Here is a 20,933-nt window from a genome sequence, read left to right as displayed (position 1 = left end):
ACGCCTGACTTTATTGGCGTGACACGCTATCCTGTGCGCCCGATTTTATCCCGTCCCGGGCGTTACCCGGACTCTACACGAGCCTTGCCATGCAGCGTGCCGACTTTACCTACGAGCTCCCCGACGAGCTGATTGCCCGCTACCCGTCAGAACAGCGCAGCGACTGCCGCCTGCTGTGCGCCGATGATCGCGGCGCGCTTGCCCATCGTCGCTTCCCCGAGCTGCTGGAGCTTTTGGAGCCGGGCGATTTGCTGGTGTTCAACGACACCCGGGTAATCCCCGCCCGGCTGCACGGCCGCAAGGCCAGCGGCGGGCGGGTGGAAATGCTGCTGGAGCGCCCGCTGGACGCCCACCGCGGGCTTGCCCACCTGCGTTCGAGCAAGTCGCCCAAGCCCGGCACCGAGCTTATTTTTGAAGGCGACGTGCGCGCCGTGGTGGAGGGCCGCCAGGACGCGCTGTTTGAGCTGCGCTTTGTGGGTGAAACGCCGATGATCGAGCTGCTTGAGCGCCACGGCCACATGCCGCTGCCGCCTTACATCACCCGGGACGACGAGCTTACCGACCGCGAGCGCTACCAGACCGTCTACGCCCGCCGGGACGGCGCGGTGGCCGCCCCCACCGCCGGGCTGCACTTTGACCGCCCGCTGCTCGACGCGCTGGCCGCGAAAGGCGTGGACAGCGCCTTTGTCACCCTGCACGTGGGCGCCGGCACCTTCCAGCCGGTGCGCGCCGACGACATCCGCGACCACCACATGCACAGCGAGTGGCTTGAAGTGGACGAGACGGCCTGCGACAAGGTGCGCGCCGCCCGCGCCGCCGGCCGGCGCGTGATTGCCGTGGGCACCACGGCGGTGCGCTGCCTGGAAACCGCCAGCCGCCAGGCCCCCGCCGGTGAAGTTGCCCCCTACCGCGGCGATACCGATATCTTCATCTACCCGGGCTACGAGTGGCGCTGCGTGGACGCGCTGATTACCAACTTTCACCTGCCGGAGTCCACGCTTCTGATGCTGGTCTCGGCGTTTATCGGCCACGACAACACCCTGGCCGCCTACCGCACGGCGGTGGCCGAGCGCTACGCCTTTTTCAGCTACGGCGACGCCATGCTCCTGACCCGCCACGCCGCCCGGTAGCGCCCTTTCGTCCGTTTTTCTGCGAGCTTTCTGACATGCAAAACCCCAACAAGCGAAGCGAATGTTTCATGCGTTTCGAGCGTCTGTCCGAAGACGGCCGCGCCCGCCGCGGCCGGCTGCATTTTCCCCGCGGCACGGTGGAGACCCCGGCGTTCATGCCGGTGGGCACCTACGGCACGGTCAAGGGCATGACGCCGGAATCGGTCAAAGAGATCGGCGCTGAGATTATTTTAGGCAACACCTTCCACCTGTGGCTGCGCCCGGGGGTTGAGGTGATCGAAGCCCACGGCGATCTGCACGACTTCGCCCAGTGGGACAGGCCGATTCTCACCGACTCCGGCGGCTTTCAGGTGTTTTCCCTGGGCAAGATGCGCAAGATCACCGAAGAAGGCGTACATTTCCGCTCGCCGGTCGACGGCGCCAAGGTGTTCATGGGGCCGGAAGAGTCCATGGCCGTACAGCGCTCGCTGGGCTCTGACGTGGTGATGATCTTTGACGAATGCACGCCCTACCCCGCCACCCACGCCGAGGCCGAGCGCTCCATGGAGCGCTCCCTGCGCTGGGCCCAGCGCTCCCGGGACGCCCACGGCGATTCGCCCTCGGCGCTTTTTGGCATCATCCAGGGCGGCATGTATGACGATTTGCGCAAGCGCTCGCTCCAGGGGCTTTTGGACATCGGCTTTGACGGCCTGGCCATTGGCGGGCTGTCCGTGGGCGAGCCCAAAGACGAGATGCTCAAGGTGCTCGACTACCTGCCCGAATGGATGCCCGACGACACGCCGCGCTATTTGATGGGCGTGGGCAAGCCCGAGGACCTGGTGGAAGGCGTGCGCCGGGGCGTGGACATGTTCGACTGCGTGATGCCCACGCGCAACGCGCGCAACGGCCATCTGTTTGCCGCCGAGGGCACCGTCAAGATCCGCAACGCCGTGCACCGCTTTGATACCGGGCCGCTGGAAGACGGCTGCGACTGCTATACCTGCCGGCACTTCACCCGGGCCTATCTGCACCATCTTTATCGCTGCAACGAAATGCTCGGCTCGATGCTCAATACCATCCACAATTTGCGCCATTATCAGCGCCTGATGGCGGATTTGCGCGCGGCAATTGAAGCGGGTACATTGACGCCCTTCGTGGAGACATTCTATGCCAGGCGTGGCCTGCCCGTGCCGCCTGCGCCGCAATAGCCGCTGCCAGGCCCACGCGTCGGTTTTGCATCATGGTTCCATCTGCCTGTTTCAGGCCCACTAGACGCTTATTTCTCGTCAACCCAGGAGTGCTTTGAATGCTCGATCTTCTCATTTCTCAAGCCCACGCCCAGGAGGCCGGCGGCGCTGCCGGCGGCGGCATCGCCCAGATCGTCATGCTGGTCGGCTTTGTGGTCATTTTCTACTTTCTGCTGTGGCGCCCCCAGGCCAAGCGCGCCAAGCAGCACAAACAGCTGATCGCCAACCTGGAAAAAGGGGACGAAATCGTCATCGGCGGCGGTTTGGTCGGGCGCATCACCAAGGTCAGCGACGAGTTTTTGAGCATGGACATTGCCGACGGCACCACGGTCAACGTACAGAAAAGCGCCGTTGCCGCGGTACTGCCCAAGGGCACCATCAAGTCCATCTGATCTGACACAGCCCTGCCGGACGCCGCCGCTACACCGGCAGGGATGCCACGGTGAACGATGGCACGCCTTGCTGCGCACTGCCCGGCAGTGCGCAGCGTTCCGTTCGATATTCAAGGCAGGGCTTACATGCTCAACCGTTACCCGCTGTGGAAGTATCTGCTCATTGTGGCCGTTTTGCTGGCCGGGCTGATTTACTCGCTTCCCAACCTGTTTCCTCAAGATCCCGCCGTTCAGATCAGCACGCAAGGCGATCGCCCGCTCAGCGAGCGCCAGCTTGAGCGCGTCACCGACGTCCTGCAAAACAACGATATCGCCGTCAAGCGCACCGAACGGCAAAACGGCCAGTGGCTGCTGCGGCTGAACCACGCCGACGACCAGCTGCGCGCCAAAGAGCTCATCGGCGACACCCTGGATGACGAGGTCACCGTCGCGCTCAATCTGGCCGAGGCCACGCCGGGCTGGCTCAAGGCGTTCAACGCCTCGCCGATGACGCTGGGTCTTGACCTGCGCGGAGGCGTTCACTTTCTGCTCGAAGTCGACATGGACGCCGCACTTTCCCAGCGGCTCGAAGTCAACGCCAGCGCCATGCGTGAGCTGTTGCGCGACGAGCGTATCCGCTATCGCAACACCGAAATCAGCGGCCGCTCGCTGTCGCTTGAGTTTGCCAGCGCCGAAGACCGCGACGACGCCCGCCGGCTGATCCGCCGGGAATTTCCCGACTTTGACTACCAAAGCGAAGGCGACGGCCGCGGCGCGACCCTTGCCATGACGCTCACCGACGCCAAGGTCAACGAGATCCAGGACTACGCCATCAACCAGAACCTCACGACGCTGCGCAACCGCGTCAACGAGCTGGGCGTGGCCGAACCCAAGGTGCAGCGCCAGGGCCCCAACCGCATCGTGGTGGAGCTGCCCGGCGTACAGGACACAACCGAAGCCAAGCGCATTGTCGGCGCCACGGCCAACCTGGAGTTTCGCCTGGAAGCGCGGCCGGATACCCCGGACCGCGAGACCGAGACCATCGCCTTTCGCAACTCGCCCGGGCGCGATGCCACGGTGCTGCGCGATGTGATCATCACCGGCGACAGCGTCTCCAGCGCCAGCCAGAGCTTCGATGAAAACGGCGGCCCCCAGGTCAGCATCAACCTCGACGGCACCGGCGGCACGCTGATGAACCGTGCCACCCGGTCCAACATCGGCCGCAACATGGCGGTGGTGTATATCGAGCACAAAAGCGCAGACCGCGAAGTCACCGATCCGGAAACCGGGGAGACCAAAACGGTTCGCGACCCCTACGTCGAGCGCGGCATCATCAGCCTGGCAACGATCCAGAGCGCCTTTGGCAACAGCTTTCGCATTACCGGGCTGGACTCTTCCTCGGAGGCATCCGAGCTTGCCCTGCTGCTGCGCTCGGGCTCGCTGGCCGCGCCTATCTATTTCGCTCAGGAGCGCACCATCGGCCCCAGCCTGGGGCAGAAAAACGTCGAGCGCGGACTGCTCTCGGTACAGATCGGCCTGTTGCTGGTGGTGGCCTTCATGCTGCTGCGCTACAAGCTGTTTGGCCTTTTTGCCAACATCGCCCTGGCGTTCAACCTGACGCTTTTGGTGGCGGTCATGTCGCTTCTGGGGGCCACGCTTACGCTGCCGGGCATTGCCGGTATCGTGCTCACGCTGGGCATGGCGGTCGATGCCAACGTGCTGATATTCGAGCGCATCCGCGAAGAGCTGCACCATGGGCTGTCCGCCCAGCAGGCGATCCACGCCGGCTACGAACGGGCCTTCACCTCCATCGTCGATGCCAACATCACCACGCTGCTGGTGGCGGTGATTCTGTTCTCCATCGGCACCGGGCCGGTCAAGGGCTTTGCCGTGACGCTGTCCATCGGCATTTTGAGCTCCATGTTCACCGCGCTGCTGGTATCGCGCGCCATGGTCAACCTGACCTATGGCGGCAAGCCGGTGAAAAAGCTCTGGATCTAATCTCGGCGTACGGCACAGACTTCAAGAGGTAGCAATGAAATCCCTGACAAACCGGCAAATCGACTTCATGGGACGGCGCCGCTGGGCGTTTCTCTTCTCCGGCATTTTGCTGCTGGTGTCGATTGGCGCGCTGTTCGTCCAGCAGCTCAACCTGGGGCTGGACTTTACCGGCGGCACGCTGATCGAGGTGCGCTATCAAAGCGCCCCGGCGCTCGATGCCATTCGCCAGATACTCGAACAAAGCGGTTTCCAGGACGTCGCCGTGCAGACCTTCGGCGCCTCCACCGAGGTGCTGATTCGGCTGCAGCAGGCCTTCGATGCCGACGTGGGTAACGAGGTCGTCACGCTGCTGCGCGACAGCGGCGCCAGCGTCGACCTGGTGCGTGCGGAGTTCGTCGGCGCCCAGGTGGGCGATCAGCTGCGCGACCAGAGCGGCCTTGGCATGCTGGTAGCGCTGGGCGTGGTGATGCTCTACGTGGCGTTTCGCTTTCAGTACAAGTTTGCCCTGGGCGCGCTGTTTGCCCTGCTGCACGATGTCATCATCGTGGTGGGGATCTTTGCGCTGTTCGGCCTGGAGTTCGATCTTACCGTACTGGCGGCCATTCTTGCGGTGATCGGCTATTCGCTAAACGACACCATCGTGGTCTACGACCGCATTCGCGAGACCATCCGCACCTCGCAAATCACCGACATGGCGCAGATCTTCAACGAAGCGATCAACGCGACGCTGTCGCGGACGCTGGCCACCTCGGGCACCACGCTGCTGGTGCTGCTGGCGCTGCTGTTTCTGGGCGGCGACATGATCGAAAACTTCGCCGTTGCGCTGTTAATCGGCATCGTGGTGGGCACGTTCTCCTCGATCTACATTTCCGGCGCGCTGCTGATTCCGCTCAAGCTCAGCCGCGAGGATCTGATTGCGCCGCAAAAACCCCAAAACGAAGAGGAAGAAGAGCTGCCCTAGGCCGCTGCAAACGTCCCCATGCAAAAGCCCCTGCCGAGAGATTCGACAGGGGCTTTTTTGCGGGGCGACGCAACGTGGCGAGCGCCTAGACAGAGGCGGCCAGCGTCTAGAAGTGCGGCGTGAGCTGCTTGACCAGCGCCTTGTAAAGCCGCGGGCCGGCGGCCATCAGCAGGCCTTCGGGCTTAATCGCCGGCTGGCCGTCCGGGGTGCCGATAAGCGCGCCGGCTTCTTTCAGCAGCAGCGTGCCGGCATACATATCCTGTTCTTCCAGCCCCATCACAAAGGCGCTATCCACTCGACCGGTCGCCACTTCGCAAATATCCAAAAGGCCGCTGGCCGAGGCCGTCAGCGCCTCAACGCCCGGACCCAGCTGCTGGGTAACGGTCAAGTAGGCGGGCAGATGGCGGCGGCGCAGCCAGGACGGCGGCAGGCTCAGCGCCATGCGCGTACCGGCCACCGCGCTGGCCCGGCTTACTCGCATGCGCTTGCCGTTGTGCTGGGCGCCGCCGCCGCGGGTGGCGAGGTATTCATCGTCGGCAAAGGGGCAGACGATCACGGCATGCTCCGGGCGGCCCTTCACCCGGCATACCGCCGAGATGGCGAAGTCCGCACCGGCAACCGCAAGGCTTGAGTAGCCGTGCATCGGCTCGATGTGCCAGACAACGTCTTGCCCTTCCCCTTCACCGGCGCGGTGCGAGGTAAAGCGCCCGGCTACGCCGTGCTGCGGATAGCCGCGCGCCAGCTGCTGGACAATAATGGCCTCGGCCTTGGCGGCCGTGTCAGCCAGCAGCAGTTCGAGGTTGGTTTCATCGTGGGCGTTTTCAATGCGCTCGCGGATGCGTAAAAATTGATCAGCGGCTTTGCGCGTGGCGCGCAGCGTGAACTGAACCATCGGATTCATGGGCAAACCTTGTGACGAAAAGGTGAAGAACAGAACTGTTAAAGAACGGGGTCGGCAGCGGCGTGAAAAGTACGGCGGCCCGGCGCGCAGGCCGTATCGCTGCCAGGAGCGCGTCGCGGCAGGCGATGCCGCGCTGGGCGGCGATTCTAGCAGAGCCCGTGCCCGGGTACCACGCAGGCGTGCTAGAATAGCGCCCCTTTGTTATATGACCCAACCGTTGAGTCCTGCTATGCTCACGCGCCTTCGCACCGTCCTTATCGGCACCAGCCACGCCGGCAACATCGGCGGCGTGGCCCGCGCCATGCACAACATGGGGCTTGATGATCTAGCGCTGGTCGCCCCGCGCAGCAGCGTCATCCACCAGGACAGCATCTCCCGGGCCTCCGGCGCCGATCATCTGCTGCACAGCGCCCGGATAAGCCCGACGCTGGACGACGCCGTGGCCGACTGCACCTTTGTCGTCGGCGCCAGCGCCCGCAGCCGCACCCTGCCCTGGCCCATGCTCTCGCCGCGAGCGCTGGCCGCGCGCCTGCCCGAGGAAACCCGGCAGCCAAACGCCCGGGTAGCACTGGTCTTTGGCCGCGAAGACAGCGGGCTGACCAACGACGAGCTGCAGCGCTGCCATGCCCACGTGCACATCCCCACCAACCCCGACTTCAGCTCGCTGAACCTCGCCGCGGCGGTGCAGGTGGTGGCCTACGAGTGCCGCACGGCCTGGCTGGAACGGCAGGCCACGCCGGCGGATGACGGCAGTGCCGATGATGCGGGGCTTGCCACCCACGCCGATCTGGAGCGCTATTTTGCTCATCTGGAGCAGACGCTGACGGCCGTTGGCTTTCACGATCCCGACAAGCCGCGCCAGCTCATGGCGCGCCTGCGCCGGCTCTATCTGCGCGCCCGCCTCGAACCGCTGGAAATCAACATCCTGCGCGGCATCCTGACGGCCACCGACAAGGCCAGCCGGCCGCCGCGCTCTTGAATCCGGCCGCCGGCGCCGCCAGTGTTAGCCCTTCGGCGCGCGTCGCCGGATGCCCCACCCACTGAAGGAAAGGCCGCATGTTTAAACGCCTGCGCGAAGACATTAACAGCGTGTTTACCCGCGATCCGGCCGCACGCAATTTTTTTGAAGTGCTGACCAACTACCCCGGCCTGCACGCCCTGCTGATGCACCGCTTTCACCACTGGCTGTGGAACCGCGGTGCCAAGTGGCTGGCGCGCACGCTGTCGACGTTCGCCCGCTTTCTCACCGGCATCGAGATTCATCCCGGCGCCACCATCGGCCGGCGCTTTTTCATCGATCACGGCATGGGCGTGGTGATCGGCGAGACCGCGCTGATCGGCGACGACGTGACCCTGTATCACGGCGTCACCCTGGGCGGCACCAGCTGGCACAAGGGCAAGCGCCACCCGACGCTTGGCAACGGCGTCATCGTCGGCGCCGGGGCCAAGATACTCGGCCCGCTCACCCTTGAGGCCGGCGTCAAGGTCGGCTCCAACGCCGTGGTCACCAAAGACGTTCCCGAAGGCGCCACCGTGGTGGGCATTCCCGGCAAGATCGTCAAGCGCGCCGAGCCCGACACAGAGCAGTCCCTGGACATCGACCCCGATCGGCGCGAAGCCATACGCCAGAAATTCGGCTTTGACGCCTACGGCGTCAGCCAGGACATGCCCGACCCGGTGGCGCGCTCCATGCAGGCCATGCTGGACCACATGCACGCAGTGGACGAGCGCATCGAAAAAATGTGCGCAACGCTTACCCGGCTGGACGCCAGCTACCGCAAAGGCGAGCTGCCTGAGCTGCGCGATGAAGACTTCGCCGACGTGCTGGGCGAAGCCGCTGGAGACTGCGCCCGCCACGCCGCCGGCCGGGACGATTCACCCCGCGCGCCGAAGACGCCGGACGACGCGGCGGCCGAGGGCGGCTCGGAGAAAGGTTGACCGCCGCGCTCAGGCTTTCCCATAATGGGCGCACCTTTGCATCAACGCGCTCAGCCGAGCGCCGGGGGCTTGCCATGCGTTTGACCACCCTATGCGCTTAACCACCAAGGGGCGCTATGCCGTCACCGCCATGCTGGATCTGGCGATCAACGCCGACGCCACGCCGGTCAACCTTGGCGACATTGCCCGGCGCCAGAGCATTTCGCTGTCCTATCTGGAGCAGCTTTTTGCCCGGCTGCGCCGCGCGGGGCTGGTAAAAAGCGTACGCGGCCCCGGCGGCGGCTATCTGCTGGCACGGGCGCCGGCGGCCATCAGCGTCTCCACCATTGTCGATGCGGTAGACGAAACCGTCGACGCCAGGCGTTGCCAGGGGCTTTCCGACTGCCAGCAGGGCCAGACGTGTTTGACTCACCACCTGTGGTGCGAGCTGTCCGGGCAGATACGCCACTTTCTCGACGCCGTCACGCTTGAACAGCTGCGCCAGCGCCCCGATGTACAGCGGGTTGCCGTGCGCCAGCAGGGCCGCCCGGACGCCGACATCCTGGCCTCTTCGCCCTAGCGCTCTCCTTTTACGCTGCCTGATTTGATACCAACGCCATGACGCATACCACACCCGCGCTGCCCGTTTACCTTGACTACGCTGCCACCACCCCGGTGGACGATCGCGTGGCCGCCGTCATGCAGCGCTACCTGACGGCTGATCAGCTCTACGCCAACCCCGCCTCGCGCAGCCATATGCTGGGCTGGCAGGCCGAACAGGCCGTGGAGCAGGCGCGCCGCCAGGTGGCCGACGCCATACACGCCGACCCGCGCGAAATCGTCTGGACCAGCGGTGCCACCGAGGCCGACAACCTCGCGCTGACCGGCTTTATGCGCGCCAACCGCGCGCGCGGCATGCACCTGGTGACCTCGATCATCGAGCACAAGGCCGTGGTAGACACCGCCGCCGCGCTGGAAAGCGAAGGCTTTGCAGTGACCTGGCTGACCCCCGGCGCGGACGGGCGCATCACCCCCGAACAGCTGCGCGGCGCCATGCGCGACGACACCGCGCTGGTATCGCTGATGGCGGTGAACAACGAGCTTGGCAGCGTCAACGACATCGCCGCGCTGGCCGACGTCGCCCACGCGTTCGGCGCGGCCTTTCATACCGACGCCGCCCAGGCCATCGGCCGCGTACCGCTGGACGTGGCCGCCCAGGGCATTGATTTGATGTCGCTTTCCGCGCACAAGGCCTACGGCCCCAAGGGCGTGGGCGCGCTCTACGTCAAGCGCCATCCGGACATCCGCGTGGAGGCGCTGATTCACGGCGGCGGTCACGAGCGCGGCATGCGCTCAGGCACGCTGCCCACCCATCAGATTGCCGGCATGGGCGAGGCCTTTGCCCTGACGCACCGGGAAGGCGAGGCCGATCAGGCCCACATTACCGCGCTGGCCGAACGTTTTCTCGGCGGGCTTGCCCAACTGGGGGACGTTCATCGCAATGCGCCGAGCGAGGCGAGCCTGCCCAACATCATCAACGTCGCCTTTGGCGGCGTGGACGGCGAATCGCTGCTGATGGCGCTGCGCGACGTGGCGGTCTCCACCGGCTCGGCGTGCAACTCAGCAAGCGTCGACCCGTCCTACGTGCTGCTGGGCGTGGGCGTGCCGCGCCGGCTGGCGCTGGCTTCGCTGCGCTTTAGCTTCGGCCGCTTTACCACCGAGGCCGAAGTCGACCACGCCGTGGGCGTATTGCAGCACGCCATTACCGGCCTGCGGAGGTAGCCTTTCACCGCCGCCACGCAGGCCCTAACGCACTTTACAGACGACGGCTTCAAACAGGAGGTCCGCCATGGCCACGCTTAGCATCACCCCCGCCGCCGCCGAGCAGATTCAGCACGTGCTTGCCGAGCGCGGCGCAGGTCTTGGCCTGCGCGTATCGGTCAAGCCTTCGGGATGCTCCGGCTACAGCTACGTGCTCAACTTTGCCGACGAAGCCGCCCCGGACGACGCCCACTTCGAGGATCACGGCGCCCAGGTGTTCGTCGCCCCGGAGGCGCTGGACATGCTTGACGGCAGCGAAGTGGACTACGTCAACGAAGGGCTCAACCGCTACTTTCGCTTCAACAACCCCAACGTCGCCGACGAGTGCGGCTGCGGCGAAAGCTTTACCGTATAGCGGGCAGTATTCACAGCCGGGATGAAGCGCTATAATCGCGCCACCCCGCCGCCGGCCCGGCATTGCCGTACCGGCGGCGGTGCTTTTTCCCTGCCGCTTTGCGCGGCATCGTGTTGAAACACTAGCTTGGCGGACACCCCGGCGTGTCACGCCCTATCAGGAGATTTGTCGACATGGCGAACGAACGCACGCTGTCCATCATCAAGCCCGACGCTGTTGCCAAAAATGCCATCGGTGAGATCATTTCGCGCTTTGAAAAAGCCGGCCTCAAGGTCGTCGCCGCCAAAATGATCCGGCTTTCTGAAGAAAACGCCGGCGGCTTTTACGCCGAGCACAAAGAGCGCCCCTTCTTTGGTGCCCTGGTGGATTTCATGACCTCCGGCCCGGTGGTCGTCCAGGTGCTGGAAGGCGAAGACGCCATCGCCAAAAACCGTGATCTGATGGGCGCGACCAACCCCAAGGATGCCGAAGCCGGCACCATCCGCGCCGACTTCGCCGAAACCATCGACGCTAACGCCGTTCACGGCTCCGACTCCGTCGAGTCCGCCGAGCGTGAAATCGCCTACTTCTTTGGCAACGACGAAATCTGCCCGCGCTAAACGCGGCCGGGCCGCCCTATCCGTTGCCGGTCCTTTTCGCGGGAGCTACGCTCCCGCCTTTTTTCCGACGCTGACCGCCATGACCACTGCCGCTTCGCAAAACGCTTGTTCCATTCCTGCTACCCACGCGACGTCTGCCGCCCCGGGCCAGTCGCCCGAACGGATCAACCTGCTGGGCATGCCTCGCGCGCAGCTGGAGGCGTTTTTTCTCTCCATCGGCGAAAAGAAGTTTCGCGCCGCCCAGCTGATGAAGTGGATGCACCACGAAGGCTGCGACGACTTCGACGCGATGACCAACCTGTCCCGTGCGCTGCGCGAAAAACTTGCACGCCTGGCCGAAGTGCGCGGCCCGTCGGTGGTCTACGAAGGCACCTCCCAGGACGGCACGCGCAAGTGGGTGCTGGAAGTCGAAGACGGCAGCTACGTGGAAACCGTGCTGATTCCCGCGGACAACGGCAAGCGGCGCACGCTTTGCGTATCCTCACAGGTGGGCTGCTCGCTGGACTGCAGCTTTTGCTCCACCGGCAAGCAGGGCTTTCAGCGCAACCTCACCGCCGCCGAGATCATCGGCCAGGTGTGGGTCGCTTCGCATAGCGAGGCCCCGCAGCGCGACAGCCGCCAGCGCCCGGTGACCAACGTGGTCATGATGGGCATGGGCGAGCCGCTGCTCAACTACGACAACGTCGTCCCGGCCATGCAGCTGATGCTTGAAGACAACGGCTACGGGCTGTCCAAGCGCCGGGTGACGCTTTCCACCTCGGGCGTGGTGCCCAAGATTGACAGGCTCAGCGACGACATCGACGTAAGCCTTGCGATCTCGCTGCACGCCGCCAACGACGAGCTGCGCAACGAGCTGGTGCCGCTCAACCGCAAGTACAACATCGCCACGCTGCTCGACGCCTGCCGGCGCTATCTGGACAAGAGCCCGGAAAACCGCCAGATCACCGTCGAATATACCCTGATCGCCGGCGTCAACGACCAGCAGCACCACGCCCGCGAGCTGGCCGCCGTGCTTGAAGGCCTGCCGTGCAAGATCAACCTGATTCCGTTCAACCCGTTTCCCCATTCAGGCTACGAGACGCCCTCGCGCAACCAGTGCATGCGCTTTCAGCGCTGGCTCGACGAGCTGGGCTACACCGCGCCGATGCGCATGGCGCGCGGCGACGACATCGACGCCGCCTGCGGCCAGCTGGTGGGCCGGGTCAAGGACCGCACCAAGCGCCAGGCCCGCTATATTCAGTCCATACAGCTTGATGCCCACTAGCGTCGTCTTGACTTGTGCCGGCCACAGCGCTTTGATGAATGCGCTTTCAAGCGCCGCCCGTCGCCGGGTGTCATCACGCCGCTGCACATCACTTTCATGAGGATAGCGATGTTTTGCCGCCGTCAGCTGCCCTGTCTTTGCCATGCCCCTGCGGTGCTCGTTTTTTGCACCGCGCTATGGCTGACCGGATGCGCGACGTCTTCTTCGCTTTCCTCTTCCAAGCGCCCGGATGCCGGCAGCGCCTATACCCGGCTAGGCCTTGCCTACCTGGAGCAAAACAATCTGCAGCGGGCGCTTAACGCCCTGGATCGCGCCGAACAGCTCAATCCTGACAGCCCCGAAACGCTGCAGGCGCTGGCGCTGGTCTACCAGCGCCAGGGCGAGGACGATCTGGCCGCCCGGCAGTTCCAGCAGGCCCTTGAGGCCGACGCCGACTTTACCCGGGCACGCAACAACTACGCTGCCTTTCTTTATCAGCAAGGGCAGTATCAGCGCGCCTGCGAGCAGCTGAAAATCGCCGCCCAGGACACCAAATACGCACACCGGGCCCGGCTTTTTACCAACCTCGGGCAGTGCTATGCCGCCCTGGATCAGATACAGCGCGCACGAGACAGCTTCATACGCGCCGGCGAGATCAACCCGCGTCAGGCGCGCAGCCACTGGCTGCTGGCCCGGCTGGAATTCAGCCAGGGCCATCACGACCGCGCATGGTCGGCGCTGCAGCGCTTTTTGCAGCTCGGCCGGCCAACGCAAAAAGCGCTGGAAATGGCCGTCGAGCTGGCCCGGGAGCGCGGCGACACCCGGCTTGCCGAGCGCTATCGCCGCCGGCTGGACGGCACCGGCGAGGCGCCCTGATCACCGCTTTGATGAAGGATGCTCAGCCATGAGCGACACACATAACGCCGAATACGCTGACGACCAGCCCGGCACCTCTCCCGGCCAGCTGCTGCGCTGTGAGCGCCAGCGCCAGGCGCTTTCCCTTGAGGAGGCCGCCAACGCCCTGCACCTGCGCCCGGCCGTGGTTTCAGGGCTGGAGCAGGATGACTACGCTGAAATTCCCATCGCCACCTATCGCCGCGGCTATCTGCGCACCTACGCCCGCTATCTGGGCATGGACGAAACGCCCGTGCTGGACGCCTACCGCGCCCGTCACGGCACCCCCGACAGCGAACGCGTGATCAAGCCGGTATCGGTCACGCGGCCGCCTTCAAAGCTGGGCGGGCTTTTGTTCAAGCTGGTCACGCTTTTGGTCATTGCCGGGCTGATCGGCGTCACCGTGACCTGGTGGCAAAGCCGCGGCGGCAGCGCCCCGCCGGCGCTGGAAGACAGTGCCACAAGCCCGGCCAATGCCCCAACGACGACCGATACGCCACCGACGACCGACGCTGCAGGCGAGCTGCCTGATCCTTTGCCCGACGACACGCCGGATCCCGGCGCAAAGGCCGCCACTGACAGCGCCTCAGCGGCCGCCGACGCACCGGAGCGCACCGCCGTGGCCGCGCCGGCCGCCCCAACAGACGCCGCGCTGACCGCCGCGGCCCGCGTTGCAGACGCCGCAGCGTCTGCAACGCGCGAAGCCGAAAGCGCCGCCGACGCCAACACCCTGGCACTGACGTTTAACCAGCAATCGTGGACGGAAATTTTCGATGCCCGCGATCAGCGCGTATTTGTCGGTTTGCAACAGCCCGGCACCGAGGCGCGCGTTGAAGGTCAGCCGCCGTTTCGTTTAACCATCGGCAACGCCACCGGCGTCGAGCTGCGCTATCAGGGCAAGGTCGTTGACCTTGCCGCGCAGGCCGGCGCCAACAACGTTGCCCGCTTCACCCTGGGAGAGTGACCCGCCGTATGCACGCCCCGTCCCCTATTCAGCGCCGCGTTTCGCGCCAGATTCACGTAGGCCATGTGCCGGTCGGCGGCAACGCGCCGATTTCCGTGCAGAGCATGACCAATACCGACACGCTCGACGTCGAGGCCACCGTGGGCCAGGTGCGCCAGCTGGAAACCGCCGGCGCCGACATCGTGCGCGTCTCGGTGCCCAGCATGGACGCCGCCGAGGCCTTCGGCCGCATCCGCCAGGCGGTCAACGTGCCGCTGGTGGCCGACATCCATTTCGACCATAAAATCGCGCTGCGCGTCGCCGAGCTGGGGGTTGACTGCTTGCGCATCAACCCCGGCAACATCGGCCGCGAAGACCGCGTGCGCGCGGTGGTCAGTGCCGCCCGTGATCGCGGCATTCCCATGCGCATCGGCGTCAACGCCGGCTCGCTGGAAAAGTCCCTGCAGCGCAAGTACGGCGAGCCCACGCCGGAGGCGCTGGTGGAATCCGCCCTGCGCCACATCGACCATCTTGACCGGCTCGACTTTCAGGAATTCAAGGTCAGCGTCAAGGCCAGCGACGTGTTCATGGCCGTGGCCGCCTACCGCGATCTGGCCGCACGCATCGAGCAGCCGCTGCACCTGGGCATTACCGAAGCCGGCGGGCTGCGCTCGGGCACGGTCAAATCCTCCATCGGGCTTGGCATGCTGCTGATGGACGGCATCGGCGACACCGTTCGCGTGTCGCTGGCCGCCGATCCGGTGGAAGAGGTCAAGGTCGGCTTTGACATGCTCAAAAGCCTCAAGCTGCGCTCCAAGGGCATCAATTTTGTTGCCTGCCCCAGCTGCTCGCGGCAGAATTTCGACGTGATCGACACCATGAACCAGCTCGAAGAGCGCCTTGACGACGTGATGACGCCGCTGGACGTGTCGATTATCGGCTGCATCGTCAACGGCCCCGGGGAAGCCAAGGAAAGCGATCTGGGGCTGACCGGCGGCAGCCCTGCCAACCTGCTGTATATCGACGGCAAGCCGGCGCAAAAGCTGCGCAACGACCATCTGGTCGACGATCTGGAGCGGCTGATCCGCGACAAGGTGCGCGAAAAACAAAAGCGCGAAAAAGATACCATCGCCCGCAGCGTGTAAGCCGGCGTGCGCGATACACAAGGAGTTTTCATTGAGCCAGTCTGCAGCCCCCAGCGCTAAAAAGATCCAGGCGATTCGCGGCATGAACGATTTGCTGCCCGCAGAAAGCCCCTGCTGGCAGTTTTTTGAAGCCAAGGTGCGCAGCCTCATGGCGCGCTACGGCTTTGCCGAAATTCGCACGCCCATCGTCGAGCAGACCGCGCTGTTTGCCCGCTCCATCGGCGAGGTCACCGACATCGTCGAAAAGGAAATGTACACCTTCGACGACCGCAACGGCGACAGCCTCACCCTGCGCCCGGAAGGCACCGCCAGCTGCGTGCGCGCAGCCATGCAGCACGGCCTTTTGCACAACCAGACCCAGCGGCTGTGGTACCAGGGGCCGATGTTTCGCCACGAGCGCCCGCAAAAGGGCCGCTACCGCCAGTTCCATCAGGTGGGCGTGGAAACCTACGGCTTTGACGGCCCGGACATCGACGCCGAGGTGATTTTGCTCTCGGCCCGGCTGTGGCAGGAGCTGGGACTTGCCGAGCACGTCACCCTGGAGCTCAACTCGCTGGGCTCAAGCGAGGCCCGCGCGGCCTACCGCGATACTCTGGTGGCCTACTTCGAGCAGCACGCCGAGGTCCTGGACGACGACGCCAAACGCCGCCTGACGACCAACCCGCTGCGCATTCTGGATTCCAAGAATCCGGCCATGGCAGAGGTCATTGCCGGCGCGCCGCAGCTGATTGATCATCTCGACGACGCCTCGCGTGAGCACTTTGCGCGTTTGCAAGCCTTGCTCGACGCGGCAGGGATCCACTACGTCATCAATCCGTGGCTGGTACGCGGGCTGGATTACTATTCGCGCACGGTGTTTGAATGGACCACCGAGGCGCTGGGCAGCCAGGGCACGGTATGTGCCGGCGGGCGCTACGACGGCCTGGTCGAGCAGCTGGGCGGCAAGCCCACCCCGGCGGTAGGCTTTGCCATGGGCATTGAGCGGCTGATTTTGCTGCTGGAAACCCTTGATTTGATTCCCGCCGAGGCGCGTTTCGGCGCTGAGGTGTACCTGTTGCCGCTGGACGACAGCGCCACACCCCAGGCGCTGGCGCTGGCCGAGCAGCTGCGCGACGCCCTGCCCGAGCTTTCGCTGACGCTGCACTGCGGCGGCGGCAGCTTTAAAAGCCGAATGAAAAAGGCCGACAAAAGCGGCGCGGCGCTGGCTTTGCTGCTGGGCGAGGACGAATGCGCCGACCAGGCAGCGACGCTTAAATTTCTGCGCGACGACCGCGAGCAGCAGCGTCTGCCCCAGCATGAGCTGGCCGACGCCCTTGCCGCGCTGCTGGGACACGCCCGGCATACGCGCTAACCCACTGCCCTGATCGGCCGAGTGCTGTCCGGCACTGCGTGACCGGCACCAACCGTTTCAAGGAGGCCGCCCGTGGCGGAGCTGAAAACCGAAGAAGAACAGATTGCAGCGATCAAGCGCTGGTGGAAAGAAAACGGCACCTCGCTGATCGCAGGCCTGGTACTGGCCGGGGCCGGCGTATTCGGCTTTCAGGCCTGGCAGAACTATCAAAACGGCCAGGCCGAAGCCGCGTCCCTGCGCTATCAGCAGCTGGTCGCGGAGACCGCCACCCAAGCCGGCGCCGACTCGGCCGACGAGCAGGCGCTGGCCGGCGCCCGCAGCACCGCCGCTGCGCTTGTCGACAGCCACGGCGGCTCGCTCTACGCCGAGCTTGCCCTGCTGATCGACGCCCGCCTGGCGGTGCAGCAGGGCGATCTGGAAGGCGCGCGCGCCTCGCTGGAGCAGGCGCAGGAAAACTCCCCGCGGCGCTACGTGCAAAGCCTCGCCCGGCTGCGCCTGGCACGCCTGGACGTTGCCTCCGGCGAGGCGCAACAGGCGCTTGACCGGCTGGACGACAGCGTCGTCGACCCGCTCGCCGCACAGCGCCATAACGTGCGCGGCGATGCCTGGTTCAAGCTCGGCCGTGAGGACAACGCCCGCAGCGCCTGGCAGCAGGCACAGGCGCTGACCGACGAACAGGACCGCCCGCTTTACGGACTGGCGCTAAAGCTCGACGACCTGGGCACCGACGATCTCGCCGCCAGCGTCCGCACGCCTGCTCCTTCGGGCCAACGTGAGGCCACGCCATGATCGCGACTTCTTCTCCCCGCCGGCGGTTTTCTGCCCGGCGCCTGGGCCTTGGCGCCGCTGCCGTCGCCCTGCTGGCCGGCTGCGCAAGCCAGGGCGAGCCGCTGTATACGCCGCAGGCGCTCACCGACATCGACGCCACCACCCGCCTCGACACCCGCTGGGACACCGGCATCGGCGACGGCCTGGGGCGGGCGCGCTATCCGCTGACCCCGGCCCGGGACGGCAAGCAGCTGTTCGCCGCCGACGCCGAAGGGCTGGTGGTCGCGCTGAACGCCGACTCCGGCGAGCGCGTCTGGGAAGTCACGCTGGAAAGCGCCGTTTCCAGCGGGCTTTCCGCCGTGGACGGCCGCGTGTATCTGGGCAGCAAAAACGGTGACGTCATCGCGCTGGACCAAAGCGACGGCAGCGAGCAGTGGCGCGCCCGGGTGTCCAGCGAAGTGCTGGCCGCCCCCCAGGCCAACCGCGACCTGCTGATCGTACAAAGCACCGACGGCCGGATTACCGCGCTGGACCGCGATAGCGGCGACACCCGCTGGACCTATGAAAGCAATCTGCCGTCGCTGACCCTGCGCGGCACCGCCACCCCCCGGGCGATTAACCCGGTCACCTTTGCCGGCTTTGCCAACGGCCGGCTGGTCACCCTGGACAACCGCTCGGGCCAGCCGCTGTGGCAGCAGCAGGTGGCCATTCCCCGGGGCCGCACCGAGGTGGACCGGCTGGTGGATCTCACCGGCCAGCCGCTTTTGACGCCGGACGGCCGGCTCTACGTCACCAGCTACAACGGGCGCCTGATGGCGCTTGAGGCCACCCGCGGCAAACTGATGTGGGAACGCCGGCTTTCCAGCCGGCACGCCCCGCTGCTGGTAGGGGATTATCTGTTCGTGGTCACCGACGACAGCCGCGTGCTCGCCCTTGATGCCCAAAACGGCGATACCCGCTGGGAAAACAAGGCGCTGAAAGGCCGCTGGCTGACCGCACCGGCCTTTGCCGACGGGCGTCTGGTCGTGGGCGATTTTGAAGGCTATCTGCATCTGCTCGACGCGCCCCGGGGCGAACTGGTCGGGCGCACCCGCGTTGACCGCTCCGGCATCACCGTCACTCCCGTCACCGAGGGCAGCACCGTTCACGTGCTCGCCAACGACGGCACCCTGGAAACTCTGGACGTTTCACCATGACACCGGTTATTGCGCTAGTCGGCCGCCCCAACGTCGGCAAATCCACCCTGTTCAACCGCCTGACCCGCAGCCGCGATGCGCTGGTGGCCGACTTTCCCGGGCTCACCCGGGATCGCAAGTACGGCAACGGCATGCTCGGCGATAAAGCCTACACGATCATCGACACCGGCGGCATCAGCGGTGACGAGCACGGCATCGACGCGGCCATGGCCGAGCAGTCGCTGGCCGCCATCGACGAGGCGGACATTGTGCTGTTCATGGTGGACGGCCGCGCCGGGCTCAACGTTGCCGACGAGGCCATCGCCAACCATCTGCGGGTCAACCAGAAAAAGACCTGGCTTGTGGTCAACAAAACCGACGGCCTGGAAGAGCACTCGGCCATGGCCGACTTCTGGACGCTGGGCCTTGGCGATCCGCATCCGATTGCCGCCGCCCACGGGCGTAACGTATCAACGCTTATCGACCATGTGCTGGAGCCGTTTCCCGAGCGCGACGACTCCATTCCCGCCGATACCGGCACCAAGGGCATTCGCATCGGCGTGATCGGCCGGCCCAACGTGGGCAAGTCGACCCTGGTCAACCGCCTTTTGGGCGAAGACCGCGTGGTGGTATTTGACGAGGCCGGCACCACCCGGGACGCCATCGAGATTCCCTTTGAGCGGCGCGGCAAGCCCTATGTGCTGGTGGATACCGCCGGCGTGCGCCGGCGCAAGAACGTGCGCGAAACCGCCGAGAAGTTTTCGATCATCAAAACCCTCGATGCCATCAAGGAATGCCACGTCGCGGTGATGGTGCTCGACGCCCGCACCGGCCTTGTCGAGCAGGACCTGCACCTGCTCGACTACGTGCTCACCACCGGCCGCGCGCTGGTGCTGGCGGTGAACAAGTGGGACGGGCTGGAAAGCGAGGCCAAAGACAAGATGCGCGCCGAAATCAAGCGCCGGCTGGGCTTTGCCGACTACGCCGAGCTGCACTTTATTTCCGCGCTGCACGGCACCGCCGTGGGGGATCTGTATCCCTCCATCGAGCGCGCCTTTGAAGCGGCCAACGCCCACTGGTCGACCAAGCGGCTGACCACGCTTTTGCAGGATGCGGTCAGCCAGCACGCCCCGCCCATGGTGCACGGCCGGCGCATCAAACTGCGCATGGCCCACCAGGGCGGAGCCAACCCGCCGATCATCGTGGTCCACGGCAACCAGACCGGCGCGCTGCCCGAGGCCTACCGCCGCTACCTGACCAACACTTTCCGCAAGGTATTGAAAGTGCGCGGCACGCCCATGCGCTTTGAGTTCCGCTCAGGCGATAACCCCTACGATCCGCTGGCCGGCTCAAGCGACAAGCACAAGGCCAAAAAGCGCGAGCTCAACCGCAGCAAAGAGGCGCGCAAAAGCCGCCGCTAAACGGCCCCGACATCGCGGATACGCCGTGCGTTGCGCCCCAGCCCGCCGTGCAGGTCCAGCATGCGCGCATGCCAATCGTGGACCGGGTCGCTCTCTGCGAGCAGGTCAGCGTTTGAAGCGCAGCGCGCCCACATAAAGTGGCCAAACAGCAGATAGTCGGCACCGGCAGGGGCCTGCCCGTCGAGAAAAGGCGAGGTCTTTAGCTGGCCTCGGAGGGGCTCCAGCGCGGCATTCAGCTGGTCAAGCCCCTGGGCCGGGGCGTGAAACGCTTCCAGCGTGCAGCCAAGGCGCTTTTCCCGATTCCTGCGGAAGTAGGCGCGGTCAGCGGGATGGATCGCACAGAGCAGGTCTTTCATGATGATGCGCAGAATGGCCGGGGCCAGGGTACGCTCCGCGTAGTGGTTGAAAAAACGCGCCCGCGTCTCGGCCATGCCCTCCCCCAGCAGCGGCGCTTCGGGGTAGTGATGATCCAGATAGCGCATGATGTTGTAGCTATCGGTGACGACTTCATCGCCGTCAACCAGCACCGGCACCTTGTCGTGGCGGGCAAAGGCCAGCGCCTCTTTTTCGGTAAAGCGCCAGGGCCGCGTCTCGGCCTCAAGCCCCTTGTGCGCCAGCGCATAGCGAATTCGCCAGCAAAAAGGCGAAAAACGCAGCGCGTCTTCGATACCGCAGAGTTCATAGAGTAGCCGGGCCATACGGCCTCCTGTG

General features: G+C 65.4%; 21 protein-coding genes. 19 read left to right on the top strand and 2 right to left on the bottom strand.

What is annotated here, in order from left to right; all coding sequences use genetic code 11:
* Positions 1 to 89 precede the first annotated feature (89 nt).
* From queA to secF, 5 genes are all read left to right on the top strand, one after another.
* Positions 90 to 1,130, top strand: a complete 1,041-nt coding sequence (queA, locus tag ACZ415_RS07880) for a tRNA preQ1(34) S-adenosylmethionine ribosyltransferase-isomerase QueA (protein ID WP_344704982.1) — start codon at positions 90 to 92, stop codon at positions 1,128 to 1,130.
* Between the two features lie 68 nt (positions 1,131 to 1,198).
* A complete protein-coding gene (gene tgt / locus ACZ415_RS07875; RefSeq protein WP_344704983.1) occupies positions 1,199 to 2,317 on the top strand; it encodes a tRNA guanosine(34) transglycosylase Tgt in 1,119 nt (372 codons plus the stop codon).
* Between the two features lie 98 nt (positions 2,318 to 2,415).
* Entirely contained in the window at positions 2,416 to 2,748 is a 333-nt protein-coding gene (gene yajC, locus ACZ415_RS07870; RefSeq protein ID WP_344704984.1) for a preprotein translocase subunit YajC, read from the top strand.
* Positions 2,749 to 2,874: 126 nt separating this feature from the next.
* Complete coding sequence (gene secD, locus ACZ415_RS07865) at positions 2,875 to 4,728, top strand: protein translocase subunit SecD (RefSeq protein ID WP_344704985.1); 1,854 nt, start codon at positions 2,875 to 2,877, stop codon at positions 4,726 to 4,728.
* A gap of 34 nt (positions 4,729 to 4,762) precedes the next feature.
* On the top strand, positions 4,763 to 5,689 hold the full coding sequence (gene secF / locus ACZ415_RS07860) for a protein translocase subunit SecF (protein WP_344704986.1): 927 nt from the start codon (positions 4,763 to 4,765) through the stop codon (positions 5,687 to 5,689).
* A 106-nt stretch (positions 5,690 to 5,795) separates the two neighbouring features.
* Here secF and ACZ415_RS07855 read toward each other — a convergent pair whose 3' ends face one another.
* Entirely contained in the window at positions 5,796 to 6,590 is a 795-nt protein-coding gene (locus ACZ415_RS07855) for an inositol monophosphatase family protein (protein WP_344704987.1), read from the bottom strand.
* Positions 6,591 to 6,819: 229 nt separating this feature from the next.
* On the opposite strand from ACZ415_RS07855, the gene trmJ reads away from it, so the two are divergent.
* The 14 genes from trmJ to der all read left to right on the top strand — a co-directional run bounded on the left by trmJ (position 6,820) and on the right by der (position 20,222).
* Positions 6,820 to 7,569 (top strand): tRNA (cytosine(32)/uridine(32)-2'-O)-methyltransferase TrmJ, encoded by a 750-nt coding sequence (gene trmJ, locus ACZ415_RS07850; protein ID WP_344704988.1) that lies wholly within the window; start codon positions 6,820 to 6,822, stop codon positions 7,567 to 7,569.
* Between the two features lie 77 nt (positions 7,570 to 7,646).
* Positions 7,647 to 8,528: a serine O-acetyltransferase gene (gene cysE, locus ACZ415_RS07845; protein ID WP_344704989.1), complete on the top strand. Its 882-nt coding sequence runs from the start codon at positions 7,647 to 7,649 to the stop codon at positions 8,526 to 8,528.
* A gap of 91 nt (positions 8,529 to 8,619) precedes the next feature.
* Positions 8,620 to 9,087, top strand: a complete 468-nt coding sequence (locus ACZ415_RS07840) for an Rrf2 family transcriptional regulator (protein ID WP_344704990.1) — start codon at positions 8,620 to 8,622, stop codon at positions 9,085 to 9,087.
* Between the two features lie 38 nt (positions 9,088 to 9,125).
* The gene (locus ACZ415_RS07835; RefSeq protein WP_344704991.1) at positions 9,126 to 10,289 is read left to right on the top strand and encodes an aminotransferase class V-fold PLP-dependent enzyme; all 1,164 of its coding nucleotides are present in this window, start codon (positions 9,126 to 9,128) and stop codon (positions 10,287 to 10,289) included.
* Positions 10,290 to 10,356: 67 nt separating this feature from the next.
* Positions 10,357 to 10,683, top strand: coding sequence for a HesB/IscA family protein (locus tag ACZ415_RS07830; protein ID WP_344704992.1), 327 nt, complete (start codon positions 10,357 to 10,359; stop codon positions 10,681 to 10,683).
* A 173-nt stretch (positions 10,684 to 10,856) separates the two neighbouring features.
* Positions 10,857 to 11,282 carry a nucleoside-diphosphate kinase gene (ndk, locus tag ACZ415_RS07825; RefSeq protein WP_344704993.1) on the top strand — a complete coding sequence of 142 codons (426 nt, stop codon included), beginning with the start codon at positions 10,857 to 10,859 and terminating at the stop codon, positions 11,280 to 11,282.
* Positions 11,283 to 11,460: 178 nt separating this feature from the next.
* Complete coding sequence (rlmN, locus tag ACZ415_RS07820) at positions 11,461 to 12,546, top strand: dual-specificity RNA methyltransferase RlmN (RefSeq protein WP_464387782.1); 1,086 nt, start codon at positions 11,461 to 11,463, stop codon at positions 12,544 to 12,546.
* Positions 12,547 to 12,654: 108 nt separating this feature from the next.
* Positions 12,655 to 13,401: a type IV pilus biogenesis/stability protein PilW gene (pilW, locus tag ACZ415_RS07815; protein ID WP_344704995.1), complete on the top strand. Its 747-nt coding sequence runs from the start codon at positions 12,655 to 12,657 to the stop codon at positions 13,399 to 13,401.
* 28 nt (positions 13,402 to 13,429) lie between these two features.
* Positions 13,430 to 14,383 (top strand): RodZ domain-containing protein, encoded by a 954-nt coding sequence (locus ACZ415_RS07810; protein ID WP_344704996.1) that lies wholly within the window; start codon positions 13,430 to 13,432, stop codon positions 14,381 to 14,383.
* 8 nt (positions 14,384 to 14,391) lie between these two features.
* Positions 14,392 to 15,507, top strand: a complete 1,116-nt coding sequence (ispG, locus tag ACZ415_RS07805) for a flavodoxin-dependent (E)-4-hydroxy-3-methylbut-2-enyl-diphosphate synthase (protein WP_344704997.1) — start codon at positions 14,392 to 14,394, stop codon at positions 15,505 to 15,507.
* Positions 15,508 to 15,589: 82 nt separating this feature from the next.
* Entirely contained in the window at positions 15,590 to 16,858 is a 1,269-nt protein-coding gene (gene hisS / locus ACZ415_RS07800; RefSeq protein ID WP_464387781.1) for a histidine--tRNA ligase, read from the top strand.
* Positions 16,859 to 16,930: 72 nt separating this feature from the next.
* Positions 16,931 to 17,647 (top strand): YfgM family protein, encoded by a 717-nt coding sequence (locus tag ACZ415_RS07795; RefSeq protein WP_344704999.1) that lies wholly within the window; start codon positions 16,931 to 16,933, stop codon positions 17,645 to 17,647.
* Positions 17,644 to 18,822: an outer membrane protein assembly factor BamB gene (gene bamB, locus ACZ415_RS07790; protein WP_344705000.1), complete on the top strand. Its 1,179-nt coding sequence runs from the start codon at positions 17,644 to 17,646 to the stop codon at positions 18,820 to 18,822. The genes ACZ415_RS07795 and bamB overlap by 4 nt, the downstream gene beginning before the upstream one ends.
* Positions 18,819 to 20,222, top strand: coding sequence for a ribosome biogenesis GTPase Der (gene der, locus ACZ415_RS07785; protein ID WP_344705001.1), 1,404 nt, complete (start codon positions 18,819 to 18,821; stop codon positions 20,220 to 20,222). The genes bamB and der overlap by 4 nt, the downstream gene beginning before the upstream one ends.
* Here der and ACZ415_RS07780 read toward each other — a convergent pair.
* Entirely contained in the window at positions 20,219 to 20,920 is a 702-nt protein-coding gene (locus ACZ415_RS07780; RefSeq protein WP_344705003.1) for a glutathione S-transferase N-terminal domain-containing protein, read from the bottom strand. The two genes, der and ACZ415_RS07780, sit on opposite strands and share 4 nt — an antisense overlap.
* Positions 20,921 to 20,933 lie beyond the last annotated feature (13 nt).

This window comes from Halomonas cibimaris (genome assembly GCF_055379665.1).
This window is presented reverse-complemented; position numbering and strand designations above follow the sequence as displayed.

Coding starts and splice junctions, on each gene's coding strand:
- trmJ (WP_344704988.1), top strand. CDS start 6,820: ATGCTCACGCGCCTTCGCACCGTCCTTATCGGCACCAGCCACGCCGGC.
- pilW (WP_344704995.1), top strand. CDS start 12,655: ATGTTTTGCCGCCGTCAGCTGCCCTGTCTTTGCCATGCCCCTGCGGTG.
- ACZ415_RS07855 (WP_344704987.1), bottom strand. CDS start 6,590: ATGAATCCGATGGTTCAGTTCACGCTGCGCGCCACGCGCAAAGCCGCT.
- rlmN (WP_464387782.1), top strand. CDS start 11,461: ATGCCTCGCGCGCAGCTGGAGGCGTTTTTTCTCTCCATCGGCGAAAAG.
- ACZ415_RS07840 (WP_344704990.1), top strand. CDS start 8,620: ATGCGCTTAACCACCAAGGGGCGCTATGCCGTCACCGCCATGCTGGAT.
- ACZ415_RS07810 (WP_344704996.1), top strand. CDS start 13,430: ATGAGCGACACACATAACGCCGAATACGCTGACGACCAGCCCGGCACC.
- queA (WP_344704982.1), top strand. CDS start 90: ATGCAGCGTGCCGACTTTACCTACGAGCTCCCCGACGAGCTGATTGCC.
- hisS (WP_464387781.1), top strand. CDS start 15,590: ATGAACGATTTGCTGCCCGCAGAAAGCCCCTGCTGGCAGTTTTTTGAA.
- yajC (WP_344704984.1), top strand. CDS start 2,416: ATGCTCGATCTTCTCATTTCTCAAGCCCACGCCCAGGAGGCCGGCGGC.
- der (WP_344705001.1), top strand. CDS start 18,819: ATGACACCGGTTATTGCGCTAGTCGGCCGCCCCAACGTCGGCAAATCC.
- bamB (WP_344705000.1), top strand. CDS start 17,644: ATGATCGCGACTTCTTCTCCCCGCCGGCGGTTTTCTGCCCGGCGCCTG.
- cysE (WP_344704989.1), top strand. CDS start 7,647: ATGTTTAAACGCCTGCGCGAAGACATTAACAGCGTGTTTACCCGCGAT.
- secF (WP_344704986.1), top strand. CDS start 4,763: ATGAAATCCCTGACAAACCGGCAAATCGACTTCATGGGACGGCGCCGC.
- secD (WP_344704985.1), top strand. CDS start 2,875: ATGCTCAACCGTTACCCGCTGTGGAAGTATCTGCTCATTGTGGCCGTT.
- ACZ415_RS07835 (WP_344704991.1), top strand. CDS start 9,126: ATGACGCATACCACACCCGCGCTGCCCGTTTACCTTGACTACGCTGCC.
- ispG (WP_344704997.1), top strand. CDS start 14,392: ATGCACGCCCCGTCCCCTATTCAGCGCCGCGTTTCGCGCCAGATTCAC.
- ndk (WP_344704993.1), top strand. CDS start 10,857: ATGGCGAACGAACGCACGCTGTCCATCATCAAGCCCGACGCTGTTGCC.
- ACZ415_RS07830 (WP_344704992.1), top strand. CDS start 10,357: ATGGCCACGCTTAGCATCACCCCCGCCGCCGCCGAGCAGATTCAGCAC.
- ACZ415_RS07780 (WP_344705003.1), bottom strand. CDS start 20,920: ATGGCCCGGCTACTCTATGAACTCTGCGGTATCGAAGACGCGCTGCGT.
- tgt (WP_344704983.1), top strand. CDS start 1,199: ATGCGTTTCGAGCGTCTGTCCGAAGACGGCCGCGCCCGCCGCGGCCGG.